The 19,904-nt window shown below is 63.8% G+C and carries 20 protein-coding genes; 7 read left to right on the plus strand and 13 right to left on the minus strand.

Annotated features, from left to right (window positions below; genetic code table 11):
* Positions 1–2: 2 nt before the first annotated feature.
* Entirely contained in the window at positions 3–560 is a 558-nt protein-coding gene (locus HUN39_RS13070) for a hypothetical protein (protein ID WP_175094940.1), read from the minus strand.
* 129 nt (positions 561–689) lie between these two features.
* Here HUN39_RS13070 and HUN39_RS13075 point away from each other — a divergent pair, with 129 nt between their 5' ends.
* Positions 690–1,598 carry a GNAT family N-acetyltransferase gene (locus tag HUN39_RS13075; protein ID WP_175094941.1) on the plus strand — a complete coding sequence of 303 codons (909 nt, stop codon included), beginning with the start codon at positions 690–692 and terminating at the stop codon, positions 1,596–1,598.
* Positions 1,599–1,745: 147 nt separating this feature from the next.
* On the opposite strand, the gene HUN39_RS13080 is transcribed toward HUN39_RS13075, so the two are convergent.
* The 3 genes from HUN39_RS13080 to HUN39_RS13090 are packed head-to-tail and all read right to left on the minus strand — an operon-like array spanning position 1,746 to position 4,203.
* The gene (locus tag HUN39_RS13080; RefSeq protein ID WP_175094942.1) at positions 1,746–2,567 is read right to left on the minus strand and encodes a lysophospholipid acyltransferase family protein; all 822 of its coding nucleotides are present in this window, start codon (positions 2,565–2,567) and stop codon (positions 1,746–1,748) included.
* 48 nt (positions 2,568–2,615) lie between these two features.
* Positions 2,616–3,755: an extracellular catalytic domain type 1 short-chain-length polyhydroxyalkanoate depolymerase gene (locus HUN39_RS13085; RefSeq protein WP_175094943.1), complete on the minus strand. Its 1,140-nt coding sequence runs from the start codon at positions 3,753–3,755 to the stop codon at positions 2,616–2,618.
* Between the two features lie 31 nt (positions 3,756–3,786).
* Positions 3,787–4,203: a CopG family transcriptional regulator gene (locus HUN39_RS13090; RefSeq protein WP_175094944.1), complete on the minus strand. Its 417-nt coding sequence runs from the start codon at positions 4,201–4,203 to the stop codon at positions 3,787–3,789.
* Between the two features lie 209 nt (positions 4,204–4,412).
* Here HUN39_RS13090 and HUN39_RS13095 point away from each other — a divergent pair, with 209 nt between their 5' ends.
* From HUN39_RS13095 to HUN39_RS13105, 3 genes are all read left to right on the plus strand, one after another.
* Positions 4,413–4,967, plus strand: coding sequence for an SRPBCC family protein (locus tag HUN39_RS13095; RefSeq protein WP_175094945.1), 555 nt, complete (start codon positions 4,413–4,415; stop codon positions 4,965–4,967).
* A gap of 129 nt (positions 4,968–5,096) precedes the next feature.
* Positions 5,097–5,681, plus strand: coding sequence for an SRPBCC family protein (locus tag HUN39_RS13100; RefSeq protein ID WP_175094946.1), 585 nt, complete (start codon positions 5,097–5,099; stop codon positions 5,679–5,681).
* A gap of 119 nt (positions 5,682–5,800) precedes the next feature.
* Positions 5,801–6,736 (plus strand): YVTN family beta-propeller repeat protein, encoded by a 936-nt coding sequence (locus HUN39_RS13105; protein ID WP_175094981.1) that lies wholly within the window; start codon positions 5,801–5,803, stop codon positions 6,734–6,736.
* Between the two features lie 175 nt (positions 6,737–6,911).
* Here the strand turns inward: HUN39_RS13105 and HUN39_RS13110 are convergent, their stop codons facing one another.
* Positions 6,912–8,120, minus strand: a complete 1,209-nt coding sequence (locus HUN39_RS13110; RefSeq protein ID WP_175094947.1) for an FAD-dependent oxidoreductase — start codon at positions 8,118–8,120, stop codon at positions 6,912–6,914.
* A 136-nt stretch (positions 8,121–8,256) separates the two neighbouring features.
* Between HUN39_RS13110 and HUN39_RS13115 the strand changes: the two genes are divergently transcribed.
* On the plus strand, positions 8,257–8,664 hold the full coding sequence (locus HUN39_RS13115; protein ID WP_175094948.1) for an NADH:ubiquinone oxidoreductase subunit NDUFA12: 408 nt from the start codon (positions 8,257–8,259) through the stop codon (positions 8,662–8,664).
* A gap of 86 nt (positions 8,665–8,750) precedes the next feature.
* The gene (locus tag HUN39_RS13120; RefSeq protein WP_175094949.1) at positions 8,751–9,506 is read left to right on the plus strand and encodes a DUF2155 domain-containing protein; all 756 of its coding nucleotides are present in this window, start codon (positions 8,751–8,753) and stop codon (positions 9,504–9,506) included.
* Here HUN39_RS13120 and aat read toward each other — a convergent pair.
* The 8 genes from aat to lptG all read right to left on the minus strand — a co-directional run bounded on the left by aat (position 9,503) and on the right by lptG (position 17,598).
* Complete coding sequence (aat, locus tag HUN39_RS13125) at positions 9,503–10,171, minus strand: leucyl/phenylalanyl-tRNA--protein transferase (RefSeq protein WP_175094950.1); 669 nt, start codon at positions 10,169–10,171, stop codon at positions 9,503–9,505. The two genes, HUN39_RS13120 and aat, sit on opposite strands and share 4 nt — an antisense overlap.
* Before the next feature lie 70 nt (positions 10,172–10,241).
* Positions 10,242–10,562, minus strand: a complete 321-nt coding sequence (locus HUN39_RS13130) for an MliC family protein (RefSeq protein ID WP_175094951.1) — start codon at positions 10,560–10,562, stop codon at positions 10,242–10,244.
* Positions 10,563–10,581: 19 nt separating this feature from the next.
* Complete coding sequence (gene accC / locus HUN39_RS13135; RefSeq protein ID WP_175094952.1) at positions 10,582–11,940, minus strand: acetyl-CoA carboxylase biotin carboxylase subunit; 1,359 nt, start codon at positions 11,938–11,940, stop codon at positions 10,582–10,584.
* Between the two features lie 13 nt (positions 11,941–11,953).
* Positions 11,954–12,481: an acetyl-CoA carboxylase biotin carboxyl carrier protein gene (accB, locus tag HUN39_RS13140; RefSeq protein WP_175094953.1), complete on the minus strand. Its 528-nt coding sequence runs from the start codon at positions 12,479–12,481 to the stop codon at positions 11,954–11,956.
* Positions 12,482–12,488: 7 nt separating this feature from the next.
* Complete coding sequence (gene aroQ / locus HUN39_RS13145; protein ID WP_175094954.1) at positions 12,489–12,932, minus strand: type II 3-dehydroquinate dehydratase; 444 nt, start codon at positions 12,930–12,932, stop codon at positions 12,489–12,491.
* A 92-nt stretch (positions 12,933–13,024) separates the two neighbouring features.
* Positions 13,025–13,786, minus strand: a complete 762-nt coding sequence (locus HUN39_RS13150) for a DsbA family protein (protein WP_232366083.1) — start codon at positions 13,784–13,786, stop codon at positions 13,025–13,027.
* A 150-nt stretch (positions 13,787–13,936) separates the two neighbouring features.
* Positions 13,937–16,513, minus strand: a complete 2,577-nt coding sequence (locus HUN39_RS13155; RefSeq protein ID WP_175094956.1) for an LPS-assembly protein LptD — start codon at positions 16,511–16,513, stop codon at positions 13,937–13,939.
* Positions 16,513–17,598, minus strand: coding sequence for an LPS export ABC transporter permease LptG (gene lptG, locus HUN39_RS13160; RefSeq protein WP_175094957.1), 1,086 nt, complete (start codon positions 17,596–17,598; stop codon positions 16,513–16,515). The genes HUN39_RS13155 and lptG overlap by 1 nt, the downstream gene beginning before the upstream one ends.
* A gap of 390 nt (positions 17,599–17,988) precedes the next feature.
* Here lptG and HUN39_RS13165 point away from each other — a divergent pair, with 390 nt between their 5' ends.
* Positions 17,989–19,545, plus strand: coding sequence for a leucyl aminopeptidase (locus HUN39_RS13165; RefSeq protein ID WP_175094958.1), 1,557 nt, complete (start codon positions 17,989–17,991; stop codon positions 19,543–19,545).
* The last annotated feature ends 359 nt before the right edge of the window (positions 19,546–19,904 follow it).

Below are 19,904 nucleotides of genomic sequence, written 5' to 3' on the forward strand. Positions count from 1 at the left end.
CGCTATTCGCAGGCCTTCGCGTCCGCGGGCTGGAGCAGAAAGGCGTGGTTCTCCGCATTGTTCGGGCTGAGATAGAGATAGCTGGCGCGCCCGCCCGAATCGGGCCCCGGCATTTCCAGCCGCTCGACGACCGTCACGAGCACGCCCTCGGGCTTCGCGGCGATGCGGAACGCGCCGGACTCGCTGTAGCCGATCCGGCAATGATGCACGCCGTCGTTCTTGGCCTTGCAGAGGTCGGTTTCCTCGGCGGAGACCGAAGCGTTGCATAAGAGGGCGCCGCGGTCCTCCTTGCAGGCGCCGAAGGTGGAGAAGGTCGCCTTGCCGCGCCCCTTAGTCGAAAATTGCAGCGTCGCCAAAAACGGATAGGGCGGCGTGTCTTTTCGCGTCTCGATCGACAGCCACGCCTTGTCGACGATCTGGCTTTTATGGGCGGAAAGATGCGCCTTGTCATAGGCGCGCGCGTAACATCCGAGCGAGGGGGGCGGTTCCGCCTGCGCCGCGATTGTCGCGAAAACAAAAGCGCAGATCGCAGCGCTGACGATCAGATGAGATTTGAACATTCGGTCTCCCGGGGCGAGAAGTTCAAGTGTAAACCGTAACTGGCGAGTCACAGCAGCAATTCTCGCGTCACAAAAGCTTCGCTTCCCCGTGATCTTCAAACGGGGAGATCGCAGCGGAGCGAGTCGCACATGTGGACGGTCAACGCGGATTTCGGTCAGACGATCTTCGCCCTCGTCAATTTACCGCAAGCGGATTCAAGAAAGCCGAAAGCGGCCAAGAAAGCGCTCAGTGAAACGCTCGGCCGTCTCGGCGCGCTGGAAGTGCGGCTCGCGCGCGGCAAGAGGGAAGTGCGCAAGGCGCAGCGCCTGCGCTACGACGTCTTCTACAAGGAAGGCGGCGCCATTCCCGACGCGCGCACCGCCTTCACCCGCCGCGACGCCGACCATTTCGACAAATATTGCGATCATCTCATCGTCATCGATCACGCGGCGCAGACACGGCGCGGCAAGATCAGGCCGAAGATCGTCGGCGCCTATCGGCTGATGCGCGACGATATGGCGAGGAGGGCCGGCGGCTTTTATTCCGAAAGCGAATATGACGTCGCGCCGCTCCTCGCCCGTCACGCCGGCAAGCGCGCGCTGGAGCTCGGGCGCTCCTGCGTGCTCGCGCCCTATCGCGGCAAGCGCACCATTGAACTTCTGTGGCGCGGGCTTCTCGCCTATGTGCGGGCGCATGACATCGACGTGATGTTCGGCTGCGCAAGCCTGCACGGCGCCAATCCGCTCGCCCATGCGCAGGCGTTGAGCTATCTGGCGCATTACGCGCCCGTGGAAGATGCGTGGCGCGTCAGCGCGCGAGACGAGCTGCACACGCCGATGCGGATGCTGGCGCGCGACGCCTTCGATGCGCGCAAGGCGCGCGACTCGCTGTCGCCGCTGATCAAAGGCTATCTGCGGCTCGGCGCGCGTTTTGGCGACGGCGCCGTCGTCGACCGCAAATTCAACACGACGGATGTTTTCGTCGTCATGCCCGTCGCTGAAATCGACGCGCGCTATCTCGAATTTTTCGGCGGCGCGCCGCAGCGCCGCGCGGCTTAGCGCTTCCGTCATTGCCGACATGCGAAGGGCCTGCCGGGAATGAAAGCGCGCCAATGAAAGCGGCCCCTCGTCCTTCGAGACGCGCGCTGCGTGCGCTCCTCAGGATGAGGCGCCTTGGTTTGCGCAAATGGAATTCCCTTGAGGCCGCTACAAGCAGTCCTCATGCTGAGGAGGTTGCGCAGCAACCGTCTCGAAGCACGAGGACTGCGGCGATGCAAGGTTGCGGCCATGCGACGCTAGCAGTTTCTGTACACACGCATGCGTCTCCGCCGCGAGCGTCTTGCGGTCCTTGTCGCTCGTCTCGATCGCTTCCCCGAACATAATGTGACACTGCGTGCGGCCGCGCTTCATCAAGCTCCACAGATGCGGCAGGAAGGTCATGTCGCCATACCAGCCGACATCGATCCTGCGCGCGCCATTGGAGTAAGAGATCGCGACCGGCGCGAGCGTCGGCGCTTCGCCGCGCGCCGCCATCGCCTCCAGCGGCGCGAAATGCGCCGAACGAAAAGGCAGAACCGCGGCGCCGTCGCTCGACGTGCCTTCGGGAAAGACGACGAGATCGCCGCCCGAGCGCAGCACGTCAGCGAGCGCGTCATTGACGCGCGCAATATCCTGCCTCGCGCCGCGTTTGACGAAGACCGTGCCTTGCAGCCGCGCCAGCAGTCCGAGCACAGGCCAACTCGCGACTTCGCTCTTCGCCAGGAAGACCAACGGATAGACGCTCGCGAGCGCGACGATGTCGGTCCATGACACATGGTTGGCGACGACAAAGCGCGGCGCCTTTGAGGGCAGGGCGCTGCGCGCGTCGACCTTTACGCCAATGACGGCGCAGACGAGGCGACAAAAGCGCGTCTGAACCACATGCTGAATCGGCCAGCCGCGCCGGCGCGCCAGCGCCTGTAGCGGAACAAGGAAGATGAAAGCGCCCGTCAGCGTGAGGGCAAAGGCGAGCGCGCGCAGATAGGCCATGGCGCGCAGATGGCGCGCCTGTAAGACAGGCGCATGACGGCGCCTGCGCTACGGCGTCGCGTCCGCCAGGAAAAACCGCACCATCTCGCGCGAGGCCTCGGGGCCATGGCGTTCGGCGAAGGAGCCGTCGGGATTGCCGCCCGACCAGGCGTGGCCGAGCCCCTCGACAGCCCAATGCTCCAGCTGCGGCACGCCGCGTGCGTCCGCGATGACGGTGCGGTTGTACGTGCGGCCGCCCGCCGTTCCGGTCTCGCGCGTTTCGCGCGCCAGCGCATCGGCAAGATCGAGCCGAGCCCTCGCAATGATCGTTTCGCCGTTGGTCGGATGCACCTTCTGGTCGGCTTCGCCGTGGAAAACGATCGTCCGCACGCCGTCAGACAGCGTCCTGCGCGCCGCGCCGAGTTCGAATTTGCCGCCCATCGCCGCGAAGGCGGAGGCGACGTCGCTCGCCGAGCCATGCGCGAGGCCGGAATGAATGCCCACTGCGGCGTAGAGTTCCGGATAGGTCGCGGCCATGGTCGCGGCCATGGCGCCGCCGGCCGACAAACCCGCCACATAAACGCGCGACTGATCGACGCGCCACTCCGCCATGACGGCGCGCGTCATGCCGGCGATGAGGCTGGGTTCGCCCTTCTCGCGGGTCTGATCCGCCGGGTTGAACCAGTTCCAGCAGCCCATTTGATTGGCCGTGGTCGACTGCGCAGGATAGGCGACGATGAAACCATGTTCTTCAGCCAGCTCATTCATGCGCGAGCCGACGGCGAAGTCGTCGGGATTCTGCGCGCAGCCGTGAAGCATCACGATTAACGGCCGATTGCCGTCTCCAACGCCATTGGGCGCATAGACCTTATAGTCGCGGGCGCCGGCCGGCCCGACATAGCTGCGCGAGAGATAGGCGGCGCCCGGCGGAACGTCGATTTTCGGGGTTTTTCGTAGGCCGACGAGCGGCGCGCCGCTTTGATCGAGGCCCGGAAGACCGGCATGACGCAGCAATTCCACCGTCTCGCCGAGCGGACGGCGCAGACGAAAAGTCGGGGGATGAGGCTCGGCATGCGCGGCCGGCTGCGGCGCCGGCGCCGCGGCGCCGCTCGTCAGCGCGCGCATCAGCACGCGCGTCGCTTCGTTGAGATTTTGCTCGCGCGTCAGTTGCGTCGCCCTGTTGAAGGCGCTCGTCAGGAAGTTTTTCATTTTGTCTACGCCTCACAGTAGGGAGAAAAGTTCAACTGATGCGGTCCTGGAGCGCCGCCTTGACGGACTTGCTCGCTTGCAGCGCGCCGAGCACGGTGATGGATTCGACGGTCTCGCGCGCGAGTTCCGGCGTGACGTCTTCGGCGATGGACGCCAGTCCCAGGACATGGATGCGCAATCTTCGGCCGGCGGCCTTCACCGCCTCAAGGTCTTCGCGGCTGTAGTGGCGCAAGCCGAGTTCCAGCGTATTCCGCACGATGGATTGTTTGACCGCGTCCGCATGCGCGCCGAGCTGGTTGCGGATCGCGGTGCGGATGAAGTCGGTGCGGTTGGAGTAGAAGCCTTCGCGCACCAAGAGATCAATATGGCCGAGATCGACATATCCGACATTGATCGTGATTTTCTCAGCCTCCGGCGGCCTTTCCCGTAATTTGTGCAGGTCCGCCATGGCCATCCTCTCACCATCTGTCTGGATGGTATATGGATGGTAACGGGTTTGGGCGCAAGTGGCGCGCAAGACCTTTGTGGCCATAGTCGACCTGACGACTTCCTCCGCGGTCGAGTTCTTCGCTACTCTTGACGCCGCCGCTTTGGGCGCCGTTATGTGCGCGTGCCCGCCCACGTTGGCGGCCAGTTCAGGCTTTCTGGGAGATCCTAATGACGTTTGTGCTTGCGCGCCGCGCATGTGTCGTTGCGGCCCTGTCGCTTTTTTCCGCCGGGCTGCTCGCTGCCGGGCCAGCGCTGGCCCACGGCCCGTCGCGCCAGAAGGTCGTCGAAAAGATCGAAATTAACGCCCCCGCCGCGAAGGTTTGGGAGATCGTCGGCAATTTCCAGGATCTGAACTGGCATCCCGCCGTCGCCAAGACGGAAGGGACGGGCGGCAACGCCGCCGGCGCCACGCGCAAGCTGACCCTCAAGAATGGCGGCGTGATCGAGGAGTCGCTGACCAAATATGACGCCGACGGCAAATCGCTGAGCTACAAGATCGACGCCGTCGACGTGAAAGTGCTGCCGGTCAATAACTACGCTTCGACGATCAGCGTGAAGGAAGACGGCGGCAAGAGCGTCGTCGAATGGAAGGGCGCGTTCTATCGCGGCTTCATGAACAATGATCCGCCGCCGGAACTTTCCGACGAGGCGGGAGTGAAGGCGGTGAGCGATATTTACAAATCCGGTCTCGCCGCATTGAAGGCCAAGGCGGAGAGCAAGTAAGCGCCGCGCCATGCGCAAAGCGTCGGTCAACATTGCGCCGGTCGATATCCAGGGGAATCGGGTGAGGAAAACACACGCGAAAGCGGGCTTCCTCGTCCTTCGAGACGCGTGCTGCGCACGCTCCTCAGGATGAGGAAGCCCTTCACCCGATCGCGCTGGGTCGATATCGCCGCAACGCGCCGGCTCATCCTTGGCGCCGCGGCGGGGCTCGCCGCTTTTTCCCCGGTCATCGCATTCGCGGCGCATGGCGCTTCGCCGCTGAAAGTCGTCGAGACGACGATCGTGGATGCGCCGCCAGGCAAAGTCTGGGCGGTCGTCGCTGACTTCGCTCACGCCGACTGGCTGCCGGGCGTCGCCCGCGTCGAAGCGTCGGGCGATGATGTTCCCGATCAGGCGCGGCGCAGGCTGATCATGGCCGACGGCGGCGTCGTTGAGGAGTTGCTGACCAAGCGCGACGCCGAGCGGATGATGCTTGGCGTGCATCGCGAAGGCGATGATGTGAAGCGGCTGCCGGCGACGAATTACACCGCGCTGATTTCGCTGCGGCCCGCAGAAGACGGCAAGACGCAGGTCGAATGGAAGGCGCGCTTCTACCGCGGCTATCCCAACAACGACCCGCCGCCGGAATTGAACGACGACGTCGCCATCGCCGCGGTGACGGGGCTGCAGCGCGCTTTTCTTGCGGCGTTGAAGACGAAGGTGGAAGCGAAGTGAGGCTTCAATCCGTCATGCCCGCGCTTGTCGCGGGCATCCACGCCAAGACGATGCGATGCGTCGAAGGAAAAGCGTCCAAGCGCTTTGCGCGCGCGTGGATGGCCGGGACAAGCCCGGCCATGACGGCGAGAGTGTTTCTCTCCATCGCCGTTCTTGCCGCGCCCGCCCTCGCCGACGAGGCCTTCGTCACCGCGCAAGGCGCCGACGCCCTCTCGATCGTCGATCTTTCCAAGATGCAGACCGTCGCGACGCTGCCCATCGGCGGCAAGCCGGCGGGAGTAGCGGTGTCGCGCGACGGCGCGCGCGCCTTCATCACCAGCCCCGAAGGCAAGTTTCTCACCGTCATCGACGCGGCGAGCCGCACGATCGAAAAGCGCATTCCGGTCGAAGGCGGGCCGCTCGGCGTCGCCGCGAGCCCCGACGGCAATCGGGTCTATGTCGCCGATCTCTATGGCCGGCGCCTCGTCGAGATTGTTCTCGCAGGCGGCGCGCAGCGCAGCGTCGGCGTCGGCGCAATGGCGTCGGGCGTCGCCGTCGCGCCAGACGGCAAGACGATCATCGTCGCCGACCGCGACGACAATGCGCTGTCGCTCATCGACGCGGCGACGTTTTCGCGCGCCGCGACCATACCGGTCGGCAAGCATCCTTTCGGCGTGACGATCGACGCTTCCAGCGCGCGCGCCTATTCGGCCAATGTGGAATCCGACGATGTCAGCGTCGTCGACCTCGCTTCCCGCAAAGTCGTCGCGACGCTCAAATGCGGCAGCCGGCCTTATACGGTGGCGCTCGCCAAGGGCCGCGTCTTCGTCGCCAATCAGCATGGCGACAGCGTCAGCGTTTTCGACGCTGAAAGCTTGGCGCCGCTCGAAACGATAAAGGTCGGCGAATATCCGGAAGGCCTCTCGGTCAGCGGCGACGGCGCGCGAGTCTATGTCGCCAATTGGTTCTCGAACGAGCTCTGGGCGGTCGACGCGCAGACGCTGAAAGTTCTGGGAAAAGCGGAGACCGGCGACGGCCCGCGCGCTTTCGGCGCCTTTATTCGCGAAGCCGAGTGATCTCGCAGCCATACAGCATTCGTTTGAACGGTTAGGATGTCATTCCCGACGCGCGAAGCGCGATCGGGAATCCAGAGTAAAGCCAGCATTCTTGGATCGGCTCTAGATTCCCGGTCAGGCCTTCGGCCCGCCGGGAATGACATGCCCGATGGATCAGGCGGAATTGGCATCGCGGTCACGTTTCAATATGCTCGGGCCGCACGCCAAGCCCGATGAGTCGCGCCGGCAGTCGGCGCAGCAACGGTATGGCGTTGAGGAGTCGCAGCGCCAGCGGCGCATCGAAGGGCTTCTCCGCGGAGAGCACGCTACGCACCACGCGATTTTGGATGGCAAGCTGAATGGCCTGCGTCACGCGGGTCGGAAACTCCCGCCGGCGCTGCACGGCGCGCACGTCCTCATCGCTTAGCGCATCGTCGCGCAGCTTCGCGGAAAGGAGATTGGCGGCGGCGACGGCGTCCTGGATCGCCAGGTTCACGCCGACTCCGCCAACCGGCGACATGGCGTGCGCGGCGTCGCCGATGCACAGCAATCCGGGGCGGCTCCACATCTTGAGCCGATTGACCTGAACGGTCAGCAGGCTCACGTCGCTCCAATCCTTGAGCACGCTGACGCGATCGGCAAGGAAGGGCGTTAAGCCGGCGATCGAATCACGAAACGTCTCGATGCCTTTCTCGCGCAATTTTTCGGCGTCGCCCTTGGGGATGACGCAGCCGCACTGCCAGTAGGAGCCGCGGTCGATCATCGCCAGCATGCGCCCCGGCGCGATTCGGCCGAAGCTTTCGTCGGGATCGCTCTCCTTGCGCGGCAGCTTGAACCACAGCACGTCCATCGGCGCGCCGAAATCCTCGACGGGGAGCCTGGCGTCGTCGCGCATATGCGAACCGCGCCCATCGGCGGCGATGACGAGCTTGGCCTCGATGTTCAGCTCTCCTTCCGGCCCAATCGCCGAAATGCCGCGGACGCGATCGCCGTCGAACAAGAGGCGCTCGCCGGCAGTCTTCATCAGAAGGCGGAAGTTGGGCAGCGCGCGCGCATGTTCGGCGATAAAGTCGAGAAAATCCCATTGCGGCATGAAGGCGATGAAATTGCCTTTGCCGGGGAGGCTCGAAAAGTCGGCGACCTTGTATTGACGCTCGCCGATCCAAGCCGAAAGCGCGTAGGCCTTGTGGTGCGGAAGCCGCAGGAATTCATCAAGCAGGCCGAGCTCGTCCATGATGCGCAGCGTCGATGGGTGAATCGTGTCGCCCCGAAAATCGCGCAGAAAATCGGCGTGTTTTTCGAGGACGATCACATCGACGCCGGCGCGCGCGAGCAGAAATCCGGCCATGAGCCCGGCAGGGCCGCCGCCGACGACACAGCATTGGGTCGAAAGTGTTGCGGACATGCAATCCTCCGTCTGAGGGCGTCGCAAGCGGAAGCGCGAGCGGCTTCGAATCCGAATCGTCGCGGGGCTGCGGCCAGGCTGGACATTGGCGCCATCAGACGCAATAAGGGGCCACGAAATTCGAGGACGCAGCTACATGTCCTATATCGTTCGCTTCTTCACCTGGTGGAACCGCGCCACGCTCAGCACCGGCCTGTGGACGCTGCTTTACGGCGAGCGCGTCGGCGAAGATGAATTCGGCAACGTCTATTACCGTCGGCGCGGCGGCAAGATCGATCCGGCGCTCGGGTTTGAACGGCGCTGGGTGATCTACAACGGCTATTGCGAGGGTTCGGCGACGCCTCCCGGATGGTACGGCTGGCTGCATCATACGGTGGATACGCCGCCGACCGACGAGACCTATCGGCCGCGCTCCTGGGAGCTTCCGCACCAGGCCAATTTGACCGGAACGCCGCAGGCCTATCGGCCGCCGGGCTCTCAGCTCGCGCTGGGCGAGAGGCCGCCCGCCGGCGGCGACTACGCCCCCTGGCGGCCCGAAGGCTGAGCGGCGCTCTCCTTGGAAAGGCCTTTCTTGCCTGCTTTCGTCCCCGGCTTGTTTTTGGAGCTGGCGGAGAATCCTGCGGTGATCGGATGAAGTTGCCCTTATCCTTGGCGCCAGCGGCTGTCGGCGCGTGGGCTTTTTTTGCGGTCGCAGCGTCCGCCGAGCCGATCCGCCATCCGACCGCGATCTTCGCCGGCCTCGACAAGACCACTGGCCGCATCATTAATTTCGACGTCGCGATCGACGAAACCGTGCAGTTCGGCGCCCTTCAGGTGACGCCGCGCGTATGCAACACGCGACCGCAAACCGAAACGCCGCAAACGACGAGCTTCGTCGAGGTGGACGAACTCATCCTCAAGCCGGAACGCCGGGGCGACCCCAAGCCCGAAACGGTCAAGACCGACGCCAAACAAGAGGCGAAGCGCATCTTCTCGGGCTGGATGTTCGCTGCAAGCCCCGGTCTCCACGGGGTCGAGCATCCCGTCTATGACGTCTGGCTGGTCGACTGCAAAGGCGGCAAGGAGACGATCGCGCCGCCCGCTGAGGCGGCCGCGCCGGCGGCTCCGCCTGCCGAGGCCGAGGCGACGGCCCCGTCAGAAGGGGCCAGTGGTAAGAAGCGCCGCTCGCGCAGAGTCGAGCCGACGACGCCGCCGCCGATGGAAAACCAGCCCATAGGGCCCGCCGATCAGGCGGCCCCGGCGCCCGTCGAGCCTGAGGCGGCGCCCGCGCCAGCGGAAGATCCTGCCGCCTCGCCGACGGGCGGGCGCAAGAAGAAGCGGCGGCGCGCCGAACAGGCCAACCCCGCTGCGGCGCCTCCGGCCAACAACCCGCTTTTCCCCTTCTAGTCGGCAAGCGCGGCCAGCGCCTGAACGCCGCTCACGGGAGCGGTCTTGGGCCAGACGCTGAAGTTGGCCTTTTCTGGGAGCGCCCGTTCGAGCGCGCGATGATATTCCTCGCGCGAAACCTCGATCGCGCCGAGCGAGGCGAGATGCGGCGTAATGAATTGCGTGTCGAGCAGCTGGAAGCCGCCCGCCCGTAACCGCCCGATCAGGTGGACAAGCGCGACCTTTGAGGCGTCGCGCTCCAGATGGAACATGCTCTCGCCGAAAAAGGCGCTCCCAAGAGCGACGCCGTAGAGCCCGCCGACAAGACGCCCATCAAGGCGGCATTCGACCGTATGCGCGAAGCCAATGTCGAACAACTCGCGATAAAGCCGATGGATTTCGGCGTTGATCCAGGTCCGCTCACGTCGAAACGCGGGAGCGGCGCAGGCGTCGATCACCGCGTCAAAATCGCGATCGACGACAACCTCGAAACGATCGGACCTCACGGTCTTGGCCAGGGAGCGCGACACGACGAAGTCGTCGAGGGGAAAAATCGCGCGCCGCTCCGGATCGACCCAATAAAGCTGGTCGTCGTCGGCGCTCTCGGCCATCGGGAAAAGCCCGATGGAATAGGCGCGGAGCAGAAGATGCGGGGTGATTGCATAGGGGGCGTTGAGGCGCGACATATAGTCAAGGATAGCGGCGCGAGAACGCCGCGCCACCCTCAGGCGGCGAGTTTCTTTAAAGAAAGTCGAATTAATTGCGCGTCGTGCAGTTGAGCTTCTCGCCGCGCCACTCGACCATGGCGTCGTCGCCCTTGTTCCAGAACTCGATATTCTTGGCGACGTAGCGCGCCCCGCTCGCCGCCATCGCCTGTTTGGCCAACACGGTCTCGCCTTTAAAGGCAAGTTTGGCGCGATTGGCGTTTGCGCCAAGGAAAGTGACCGTCAGAGCGGCGTTGGGATCGCCCGAACATGTGAAGACGAAGGGACCGCGCACAGGGGTTTTTGCGTAGGCGGATGAGAGCGGCGCAGCTGCCGCCAGAACCACCGCGACGATGACCGAGGATCGATTCATCTTCTTTCCACCCTTCGCTCTAAAAATCGGGCTCGATGCCGCCCGTCGCCAAAAAATGCTCCAGCCAATGAATGTCGTAAATTCCGTTTTGGACGTCGGCGTTGCGCACGAGCGTGCGAAACAGCGGAAGCGTCGTATCGATGCCGTCGACGATAAATTCGTCGAGCGCGCGGCGCAGGCGCATCAGCGCTTCCGTTCGGTTACGCCCGTGAACGATCAGCTTTCCGATGAGCGAGTCGTAGTTGGAGGGGATCGTATAGCCCTGATAGACCGCTGAATCGACGCGAACCCCGACGCCGCCGGGCGGGTGGTAATAAGCGATGCGCCCGGGCGAGGGCCTGAAGCTCGTGGGGTGCTCGGCGTTTACGCGGCATTCGATGGCGTGGCCGTAGAACCACATGTCTTCCTGTCGCAGGGAGAGCGGCGAGCCCGCCGCGACCCGGATCTGTTCGCAGACGAGATCGACGCCGGTGATCGCCTCCGTCACCGGATGCTCGACCTGAATGCGCGTATTCATCTCGATGAAATAGAATTCGCCGTTCTCGTAGAGAAACTCGATCGTGCCGGCGCCGGCGTATTGCATGTCTCGCATGGCGCGCGAGCAGATCTCGCCGATCTCCATACGCTGGGCGTCGTTGAGCGCGGGCGAGGGGCTTTCTTCCCAGATCTTCTGGTGTCGGCGCTGGAGCGAACAGTCGCGCTCGCCGAGGTGAACCGCCTGGCCCTTGCCGTCGCCGAAAATCTGAAACTCGATATGGCGCGGTTTTTCGAGAAATTTCTCGATGTAGACCGTATCGTCGCCGAACGCGGCCTTTGCTTCGGTGCGCGCGGTGGCGATGGCGATGGGAAGGTCATACGCGTCGCGCGCGACCTTCATGCCGCGGCCGCCGCCGCCGGACGCCGCCTTCACCAGAACGGGAAAGCCGATCCTCTCGGCGATCTTCAGCGCTTCCTTTTCGCTCAGGATCGGCCCGTCTGAGCCAGGCACGCAGGGAATGCCGAGCTTCTTTGCTGTCGCCTTGGCTTCGATCTTGTCGCCCATCAGGCGGATGTGCTCGGATTTCGGGCCGATGAAGGTGATGTTATGTTCTTCGAGAATCTCGGCGAAGCGCGCGTTCTCCGAAAGGAATCCGTAGCCCGGATGCACGGCGTCGGCACCGGTGATTTCGCAGGCGGAGAGCAGGGCGGGAATATTGAGATAGGAATCGCGGGCGGGCGCCGGCCCGATGCAGACGGACTCGTCGGCGAGCTTGACATGCATGGCGTCGGCGTCGGCGGTCGAATGCACGGCGACTGTCGCGACGCCTAATTCCTTGGCTGCGCGCAGGATGCGCAGCGCGATTTCGCCGCGGTTGGCGATAAGGATCTTGTCGAACATCTCTTACCGCCGCCTACTCGATCACGAGGAGAGGTTCGCCGTATTCCACGGGCTGGCCGTCCTCGACCAGTATGGCCGTCACAACGCCGGATTTGGTGGCGACGATGTCGTTGAAGGTCTTCATCGCTTCGATCAGCAAAAGCTTGTCGCCGAGCGAAACGCGCGCGCCGATCTCGACGAAGGGCTTTGCGTCGGGATTCGGCCGAAGGTAGGCGGTGCCGACCATCGGCGACTTCACCGCGTCCAGGTATTCGGCGGGCTCCGTGACGGGAGTGGGGGACGTGGCCGGCTTTGCCATCGGCGGCGGCGGCAGGGGCTGCACCGGCGGCGCGGCGCCCACGCTCGCGATTGCTGCGGCGGGCGCGCGCGCCGCGCGGATACGCAAATCGCCCTTCTCCACCTCAAATTCGGTCAAATTGCTGTTTGCGACGAGTTCCGCAATCGTGCGCAGCAGATCCGCGTCGATGGCGGGCGCGGGCGCTTTGACCGACGCCGGTTTGCGGGAGGAAGCGGTGCGAGGCGGTTGAGCTTTGCGCGCCATAAGTGTCTCAGCTCTTTCTCAGTTCGTTTTCAAAGACAGCGTCAAGGGCGAGAATGTAGGAGAGCGGGCCGAATCCCGCGATCACGCCGCGCGCCGCGGGCGAGATGAAGGAATGGCTCCGAAAGCTTTCGCGTGCGTGCACATTGGACAGATGCACTTCGATGACGACAGCTTCCGCGCCCTTGATCGCATCATAGAGCGCGATGGATGTGTGCGTCAGCGCGCCGGCGTTCAAAATGACCGGCGCGCCCGCACTTGCGGCTTCCTGGATCCAGTCGACGAGATCGCCCTCGTGGTTGGACTGCCGGAACACCAGCGATACGCCGCGTTCGGCGCAACGCTTCTCCAGCGTCGCGCGGATATCGTCGAGCGACGCCGTTCCGTATATCGCGGGCTCCCGCTTGCCGAGAAGATTGAGATTGGGACCGTTAAGCACGTGGACGGCTGACATAGCGCTTCCGAAAACGTTCCCCGAAAAATCTCAAAGGCGACAGGCTGTCTGTCTTAGCCGTGTTGTCGCCGCAAAGAAAGCCCGCCGCCGCGCTAGCAGGCGGTCTTGCCGCATTTGCGCATGTTTTCGATCTTGGCTTTCAGTTGCGCGTAGGGCACGCCGCCGATGATCGCCTCTTTGCCGATCACCCAGGCGGGCGTTCCATCGAACCGCAGCTCATCGGCCAGCGTAGCGACTTCCTTCAGCGCGGCCTTTGTCTCCGCGCTCGACATGTCCTTCTCGAGACGGGGCATATCGGCGCCCACCTCCTTCGCCGCCGCCAGCGCCTGCTGCTTGCCGATGTGGCCGCGAGTCGAGAGCAGCTTGCGATGGAAATCCCAGAACTTCTGGCTGTCGAGCTGCATGCGTGCAGCGGTCGCGATCTGCGCCGCCTCGACGGAGTCGGGCCCCAGAATCGGGAAGTCCTTGAGCACCACCCGCAGCTTGGGATCGGCCTCGATCAACTTGGCGACCGAAGCCATCGCCTGCTTGCAGTAGCCGCAGTTATAGTCGAAGAATTCGACGAGCGTGACGTCGCCGCTCGGATTGCCCACGACGGCCTGGTTGGGCGAGTTCACGATTTTGGCGCCGTGCTGGCCGACGGCCTTTTCACGTGTGGCGGCCGCGGCGACCTTCTCGCGCTTTCCAAGTTCGTCAATTGCTTCCCGGACCACTTCCGGGTTGGAAAGGAGATAGTCGTGCACGACCTTCTCGATCTCGACCTTCTGCTTGCCCGAAAGCTCCTCCGCGACGAGCGGCGTCGCCGCGGCTAGAGCGAGACATGCGCCGGCGGCGAGCGAGATAAAAAAGCTCATTGCATTCTCCTTTGCGCGACAGCGCATTCGTGTCGGGATCCCTTCGTCGCGGCGCTTTTAGCACAGGGGGCGGCGGGCGTCCTCCTGACGTATGGTTGGCGCCTTTCACGAGGTTGGCATTTCACGAGGTTGGCATTTCACGCGAATGGCTTAGCGCGACTGATTGGCCCGAACGCCGTCGTTCACCAGCACCGAACCGACGCCGTAGTTGAACTTCGCTTCGCCCAGGGTGCGCAGCTGGAGCGTGACCATTACCGTCTGGCTCCGGGCCGGCAGGCCCGTGTATGACTGCGGCTGATAGATCTGCGAATAATTGATCGATAGCGTCGTGCATTCGTCCTGATAGCCGATGCCGCCGCCGAGCGTTGCGATCGAGAAGAGGGGCGCCGAGCCGACGAGATTTGAGCCCGTAAGCGTCGTCGCATAATAGACGGACGTCGGATTGGTGAGGGAGTTATAGAGATAGCGGCTCATATCGAAGGTGACGGTGCCCGTCAGGAAATAGTTTTTGGTGATGTCGTATTTTCCGGACGCGGAGAGTCCCTGGCGACGCACGTCAAAGCCGATCGCCGGCTGTGAGGCGTAATTCGCGTATTGGAGCTGGAGCGAGATCGGATCCAGATTCATTGTCGCGAACACGTCGACTCGTCGCGCGCGCAAGCTCCCCTTGTCGAAGCGGCCCTTGGCGGTGAGGCTGAGAACGGACGAAGGCGCAAACGCGAAGCGCCCGACGATGTCCGATGCGCGCGAGTCGAGGCCGGAATCGAGGCCGACATTCGCCGCGTCAGCCTGCGCATAGGAGTTGGCGCCGGCGATCTGGCGCGACTGGCCGATCATTGCGTTGATGAAGCCGCCATTGGGCAACGACAGGGTGGCCTGACCGCCATAGTTGAGGCGCGTGCCTGTCTCGAACCGGTCATAGCCGGAGAATTTGCTCCATTCGAACAGCGTCGAATCGTCGAAGACGAGGCTTTGCGCGTCGATGTTCACCAGCGACGGAATCGAAGTCTGATTGGGGCGCGCGACGACCTGCGCGATCGGTTCGAAGACGATGTCGCCGATAAAGCTTCTGGCAAGGATCGGGTAGCGCCATTCAGCGCCGAAGCCCGGGAGCGCCTGGCCGCGGAAGCGGTTGTCGGCGCCGTTGAAGAACTGGCCCTGCGCGGCATTGGGGATCGGCGACAGACTCTGATTATAGATCGGGAACAAGCCTTGCCGGTCGTAATCGAGATAGCTCCCGACGAAGCGCGCAAACGCAAACGGGGTCCACACGCCGCCGACCGGATCGATGATTTTGCGCTTCCAAGCGCCGCTGATCGTCGCGTGCTGATAATCGCCGCCGACGCCGCGCAACAGACAGCCGCTCTGCGCCGGGTCGGTAGCCCGCCCGTAAATCTGGCAAACGTTGTACAGGCTATAGATGCGGTCGAGCGTTCGCGGCTGGATGGACTCGAAGTTCGCGACGTTGGCGGAAGTGCTCGTCACATTGGCGTCGAGTTCAACCTGTCCGCCAACGCCTGCCGTCGCCGCAGGATCAATGTCGAAGACGCGGTTATAGTCGATCACCGGATGGACGACGGGCTGCTGCGCCTGCACGTCATTGGGCGACAGCAGCTGGAAATAGTAGCCGCGCATGTCGAAATAGCTGCGCGGTCCCTGGCCGGTCAGATAGATCGTCGATGACGCTTCGCGGAAGAAATAGTTCTGCAGGAGATAGTTGTATTGCTGGTAGTCCTGCAGGAAGTAGCGATCGGACAGCGCCGTGATGTCCCAGCCGGCGCGCCAACGGTCGTTGAGCCAGAATTCGCCCATAGACTGGATGGCGCCGCGCCACTGCTTGCCGCCGGCGCCGAATGGGGCTTGCGCGAAGGCGCTCGTGTCTCCCACATGCGTGCCCTGACCGCGGATCGTATAGCCGCCATTGTCGAAGCGCTGACGGAATTCGGCCGTGACGAACGGGCCCTGCCGGGAAAAATAAATCGGCGTTACGGTCAGGTCGTAATCCGGCGCAATCGCCCAGAAGTACGGCACGCCCACGCCGGCGCCGAGCTGCTGGCGATAGATGAAAACCGGCGATAGAAAACCGGACTTGCGCTTCACCGATGGGTCAGCCGACGACCAGAACGGCACATAGGCGATTGGCACGCCAAGAAGTTCGAAGGACGCATCCTCGTAATAGATCATCTTCTCGACGTTGTCGTGAATGATCCGTTTGGCGCGAACCGACCACGTGCGCGGCTTTGCGGGATCGTCTCGACAGGCCTCGCAGGCGGTGTAGGTGCCCATTTCGAAGGTCGTCGTCTCGCCGGCCCGCTCGGCGCGCGGCGAGGTGAAATGCGTGTTGTTGACGGTGTCGACCTGCAGGCTGTCGATGAACCCGTTCTTGAAATCGTCCGTGAAGTCGAAACGCTCGGCCCTGGCGATTGAGCCGTCGGTTTCGGTCAGCGTGGCGTGGCCCTCGGCGAAGACGCGCGACGTGTTGCGGTCATAGGTGACGCGGTCGGCTTCGAGCAGCCGGCCCTTGTAATAGATCTGGACGGCCCCGCGCGCCGTGACGGTGTTGCTTTTCTCGTCGTAGACGAGCTCCTTGGCCTCGACGACCATGCGCGCATCGGCGCCCGCGGCCGGCGGCGCCGCAGCGGCGGAGTGAGCGGCGAAGGCCGCCTCGGCGAGCGCGAGCGCAGCCGCAAGAATGGATAGGCGCCGGGAGGAGCTGGTGAGCGCCATCAGCCGTCCTCCGAATAGAGCAAAATGACCGTGCCCAACATGCTCCCGACAAGCGCAGGCGACCATGCGGCCACTACAGGGCTGATCATGCCTGCGCCGCCGAGATCCGAGAGGACTTTAGTAACGATGTAAAGCACGAAGCCTGCGGCCACGCCACCCGAAAGGGCTTTTGCGACCCCGCCAAATCGAAAGAATCTTAATGAAAAGGAAGCGGCGACGAGAACCATCGCGACGAGCAGCAGCGGTCGCGCAAGAAGCGTCTGAAACTGCAGCCGATAGCCGGTCGCGTCGAGACCTGCTTCGGCGGTGCGCGCCGTCATTTCCGGCAGCGACCAGAACGGCGTGCCTTGTGGCGGCGTCGTCGCCGCCGCCACCTGCTCGGGCGTCAGGTCGGTGGCCAGCATGTAAGAACCGACGCTGCGCGCCGGCTCTCCGGGCAGGCTGACCTGCGCGTTTTCGAGCACCCAGACTCCGGGCTCGAGTCGCGCGTGATGCGCTTCGACCCGCTCCAGGAAGCCGCCGCGCGCCGCGTAAATGTTGACGCTGACCCCCGCGAGCTCCGAGCCGCCATTCGAGGAGTTCATGGCGTGCATGATGGCGAGGCCGTCGACGCCGTGCTGGCGCAGCCAAACGCCGTGGTCGATGCGCAAACTGCCGGGCACGCCGAAAAGATCCCACTCCATTTGTTCTGAGCGCTGTTTCATCGAAGCCGAGAGTGGGTTGTAAATCGCCACCGACACAACCCCGATGAGCAGGGCGGTGAGCGCCGGCGGCGCAATGAACTGCCAAACCGACATGCCGGCGGCGCGGGCGACGATTAATTCGAGCTTCCTGGTTAGGTCAACGAAGGTCGCCATCGATCCGAAGAGAACGGCGAAGGGCAGAATCATCTCGGCGGCCGCCGGAACCCGCATCGCCGTCATCAGCGCGACGGTCGCCGCGCCGGCCTGCGGATTGTCGCTGGCGCGCCGCAGCATCTCGACGAAAACCACGACGAACATCAGGCAGAAAATCGTAAAAAAGATCGCCAGAATCGTGCGCATAAACCGCAGCGCAAAATAGCGCGTGATCGTCGCCCCGATCATGGCAGCGGCTGTCCTCCTCTGTGTTTTGGCGCGCCGCCCCAGGCGGGAGCAGTTAAGGCCCTGTCAACGATCGCTAGACGCTCGCATCTTTGCGCGCAAGCGTTGCGCGGCTCCTCTGAGCCGCACCGACATATTCAATTCGCGAGCGTTGCTTTTGCGCCACGTCGGATTTCTGCGTAAAGATCGCGGCGATTCCGCGGCGGGACGAGAATCTGGAATAGTTCAAAAATTGACCGGAGCCGCGATTGACCGCCGCCGCCCGTCGGAAGATATTACGGGCCGCTCCCGTCAAATCGCGCGTCTGGCGCGCCGCCGGCGCTAACTTTCTCAAAAACCGACGCATTCGCGCCGGAACGGCTTCCGCTTCGGCGGAGGAGGCAAGAGGCCCTGATGCTCGTCAACGCCAAATATGAACTCCAGCCATTCGACGCCGCCGAAGCGCTGCTGCGCCAGCCCGAGGACGCCGGGCATCCGCGAACGCTCGTCGTTTTCGTGGGCCGCGATCTCGCCATGGGCGAGCGCGCCGCCAGCGTGCTCAAGGATGCGGCCGCGCATCTTTCGCGCGCCGCCGCAGCGGCGAAATTCAAGGGCAAGTCGGGAACGTCGCTCGAGATTCTGGCGGCGCCCGGCGCGCCCGCCAGCAGAGTGATCCTGATGGGCGTCGGCGCCGGGGACGAGACCGGGGCAGAGGGCGGCGAAGCCGCCAAGCCCTTCGAGGACTTCTTCGCGCTTGGCGGACAAACCGCGGCGAAAATGGGTCCGGGGGCGCGGGCGGTCGTGCTGTTCGATCTGCCGGAAGGGGTTTCCGCCGCTCACGACTCGGTCGGCCAATTCGCGCTCGGCGGCTGGCTGCGCGCCTACAAATTCGACCATTACAAGACAAAGAAGAAGGACGAGGCCGAGCGCGAAGGACCGATGGAGGTCGTCGTCGCCCTGGCCGATCCCGACAGCCATAGCGCCGCGATGTCGGATGGCGGCCATTTGGCGGAAGCCGTCATGCTCGCAAGAACTCTCGTCAATGAGCCGGCGAACGTCCTGACTCCGCCGGAATTCGCCCGCCGCGCGTCGGAGCTGATGAAGCTTGGCGTCGAGGTCGAGGTCCTCGACGAGAAGGCGATGTCAGCACTCGGGATGCGGGCGCTGCTCGGCGTTGGGCAGGGGTCCGAGGCGGGGATCCGGCTCGTCGTGCTGCGCTGGAGCGGCGGCGCCGAGGGCGCGGCGCCGATCGCCTTCGTCGGCAAGGGCGTCGTTTTCGACTCCGGCGGCATTTCCATCAAGCCCGCCGCATCGATGGAGGACATGAAGGGCGACATGGCCGGCGCCGCCGCCGTGACCGGGGCCATGTACGCGATCGCCGCCCGCAAGGCGAAGGCCAATGTCGTCGGCGTGCTCGGCCTCGTCGAGAACATGCCGGACGGCAAGGCTCAGCGGCCGGGCGACATCGTCAAATCCATGTCGGGTCAAACGATCGAGATCGTGAACACCGACGCCGAAGGTCGGCTCGTCCTCGCCGACGCGCTGACTTACGTCATCGAGAACCATAAGCCTGCCGCGGTCATAGATCTGGCGACGCTCACCGGCGCCATTCTCGTCGCCCTGGGACAGGAATATGGCGGGTTGTTCTCGAACAATGACGAGCTTGCCGATCGCCTGACCAAATCCGGGAACCACATCGGCGAGAAGCTGTGGCGCCTGCCGATGGGTCCCGCTTACGACAAGCTGATCGACTCGAAGTTCGCCGATATGAAGAACACCGGCGGCCGCCATGCCGGCTCGATCACCGCGGCGCATTTCCTGCAGCGTTTCGTCGGCAAGACGCCCTGGGCGCATCTCGACATCGCGGGCACCGGCATGGGCTCGCCGATGAGCGACACCAACCAGAGCTGGGGCGCCGGGTGGGGCGTGCGGCTGCTCGACCGGCTGGTGCGCGATTATTACGAGGGGTAGTGGCCGGGCTCGCTATCTGGGCTTGGTTATGCATGCGCTGGAGACGGCGATCGTCGCCGTCTCCAGCGGCCACGCCAAACGAAGCTTAATTACACTCGTGAAACTATAATCATAACCGCCCCTATAATTAGCGAGAAGAGGCTCGCTTGTAGATCATAGAGCATGCAATCGTTGGCGTTTATCGGGTTAACCAATATTTCTACTTTATCATTTACCTTGACGTCTCTGCTGTTTTGGCAAAAGCCAAATCCGACATTGCTGACATAGTGCAGCTGATCAAAATCATATTCCACTTTCACCCTGTCCCCAATGAATTCGCCAATTGTCGGCTTGACGTCGACGACTGTCGCCTCCGATCG

Source organism: Methylocystis silviterrae, from assembly GCF_013350005.1.
In the GTDB taxonomy this organism is placed as follows: domain Bacteria; phylum Pseudomonadota; class Alphaproteobacteria; order Rhizobiales; family Beijerinckiaceae; genus Methylocystis; species Methylocystis silviterrae.

Excerpts from the sequence above, each read along its gene's own strand:
- HUN39_RS13070 (WP_175094940.1), bottom strand. The coding sequence starts at position 560 with ATGTTCAAATCTCATCTGATCGTCAGCGCTGCGATCTGCGCTTTTGTT.
- HUN39_RS13075 (WP_175094941.1), top strand. The coding sequence starts at position 690 with ATGTGGACGGTCAACGCGGATTTCGGTCAGACGATCTTCGCCCTCGTC.
- HUN39_RS13080 (WP_175094942.1), bottom strand. The coding sequence starts at position 2,567 with ATGGCCTATCTGCGCGCGCTCGCCTTTGCCCTCACGCTGACGGGCGCT.
- HUN39_RS13085 (WP_175094943.1), bottom strand. The coding sequence starts at position 3,755 with ATGAAAAACTTCCTGACGAGCGCCTTCAACAGGGCGACGCAACTGACG.
- HUN39_RS13090 (WP_175094944.1), bottom strand. The coding sequence starts at position 4,203 with ATGGCGGACCTGCACAAATTACGGGAAAGGCCGCCGGAGGCTGAGAAA.
- HUN39_RS13095 (WP_175094945.1), top strand. The coding sequence starts at position 4,413 with ATGACGTTTGTGCTTGCGCGCCGCGCATGTGTCGTTGCGGCCCTGTCG.
- HUN39_RS13100 (WP_175094946.1), top strand. The coding sequence starts at position 5,097 with ATGAGGAAGCCCTTCACCCGATCGCGCTGGGTCGATATCGCCGCAACG.
- HUN39_RS13105 (WP_175094981.1), top strand. The coding sequence starts at position 5,801 with ATGACGGCGAGAGTGTTTCTCTCCATCGCCGTTCTTGCCGCGCCCGCC.
- HUN39_RS13110 (WP_175094947.1), bottom strand. The coding sequence starts at position 8,120 with ATGTCCGCAACACTTTCGACCCAATGCTGTGTCGTCGGCGGCGGCCCT.
- HUN39_RS13115 (WP_175094948.1), top strand. The coding sequence starts at position 8,257 with ATGTCCTATATCGTTCGCTTCTTCACCTGGTGGAACCGCGCCACGCTC.
- HUN39_RS13120 (WP_175094949.1), top strand. The coding sequence starts at position 8,751 with ATGAAGTTGCCCTTATCCTTGGCGCCAGCGGCTGTCGGCGCGTGGGCT.
- aat (WP_175094950.1), bottom strand. The coding sequence starts at position 10,171 with ATGTCGCGCCTCAACGCCCCCTATGCAATCACCCCGCATCTTCTGCTC.
- HUN39_RS13130 (WP_175094951.1), bottom strand. The coding sequence starts at position 10,562 with ATGAATCGATCCTCGGTCATCGTCGCGGTGGTTCTGGCGGCAGCTGCG.
- accC (WP_175094952.1), bottom strand. The coding sequence starts at position 11,940 with ATGTTCGACAAGATCCTTATCGCCAACCGCGGCGAAATCGCGCTGCGC.
- accB (WP_175094953.1), bottom strand. The coding sequence starts at position 12,481 with ATGGCGCGCAAAGCTCAACCGCCTCGCACCGCTTCCTCCCGCAAACCG.
- aroQ (WP_175094954.1), bottom strand. The coding sequence starts at position 12,932 with ATGTCAGCCGTCCACGTGCTTAACGGTCCCAATCTCAATCTTCTCGGC.
- HUN39_RS13150 (WP_232366083.1), bottom strand. The coding sequence starts at position 13,786 with ATGAGCTTTTTTATCTCGCTCGCCGCCGGCGCATGTCTCGCTCTAGCC.
- HUN39_RS13155 (WP_175094956.1), bottom strand. The coding sequence starts at position 16,513 with ATGGCGCTCACCAGCTCCTCCCGGCGCCTATCCATTCTTGCGGCTGCG.
- lptG (WP_175094957.1), bottom strand. The coding sequence starts at position 17,598 with ATGATCGGGGCGACGATCACGCGCTATTTTGCGCTGCGGTTTATGCGC.
- HUN39_RS13165 (WP_175094958.1), top strand. The coding sequence starts at position 17,989 with ATGCTCGTCAACGCCAAATATGAACTCCAGCCATTCGACGCCGCCGAA.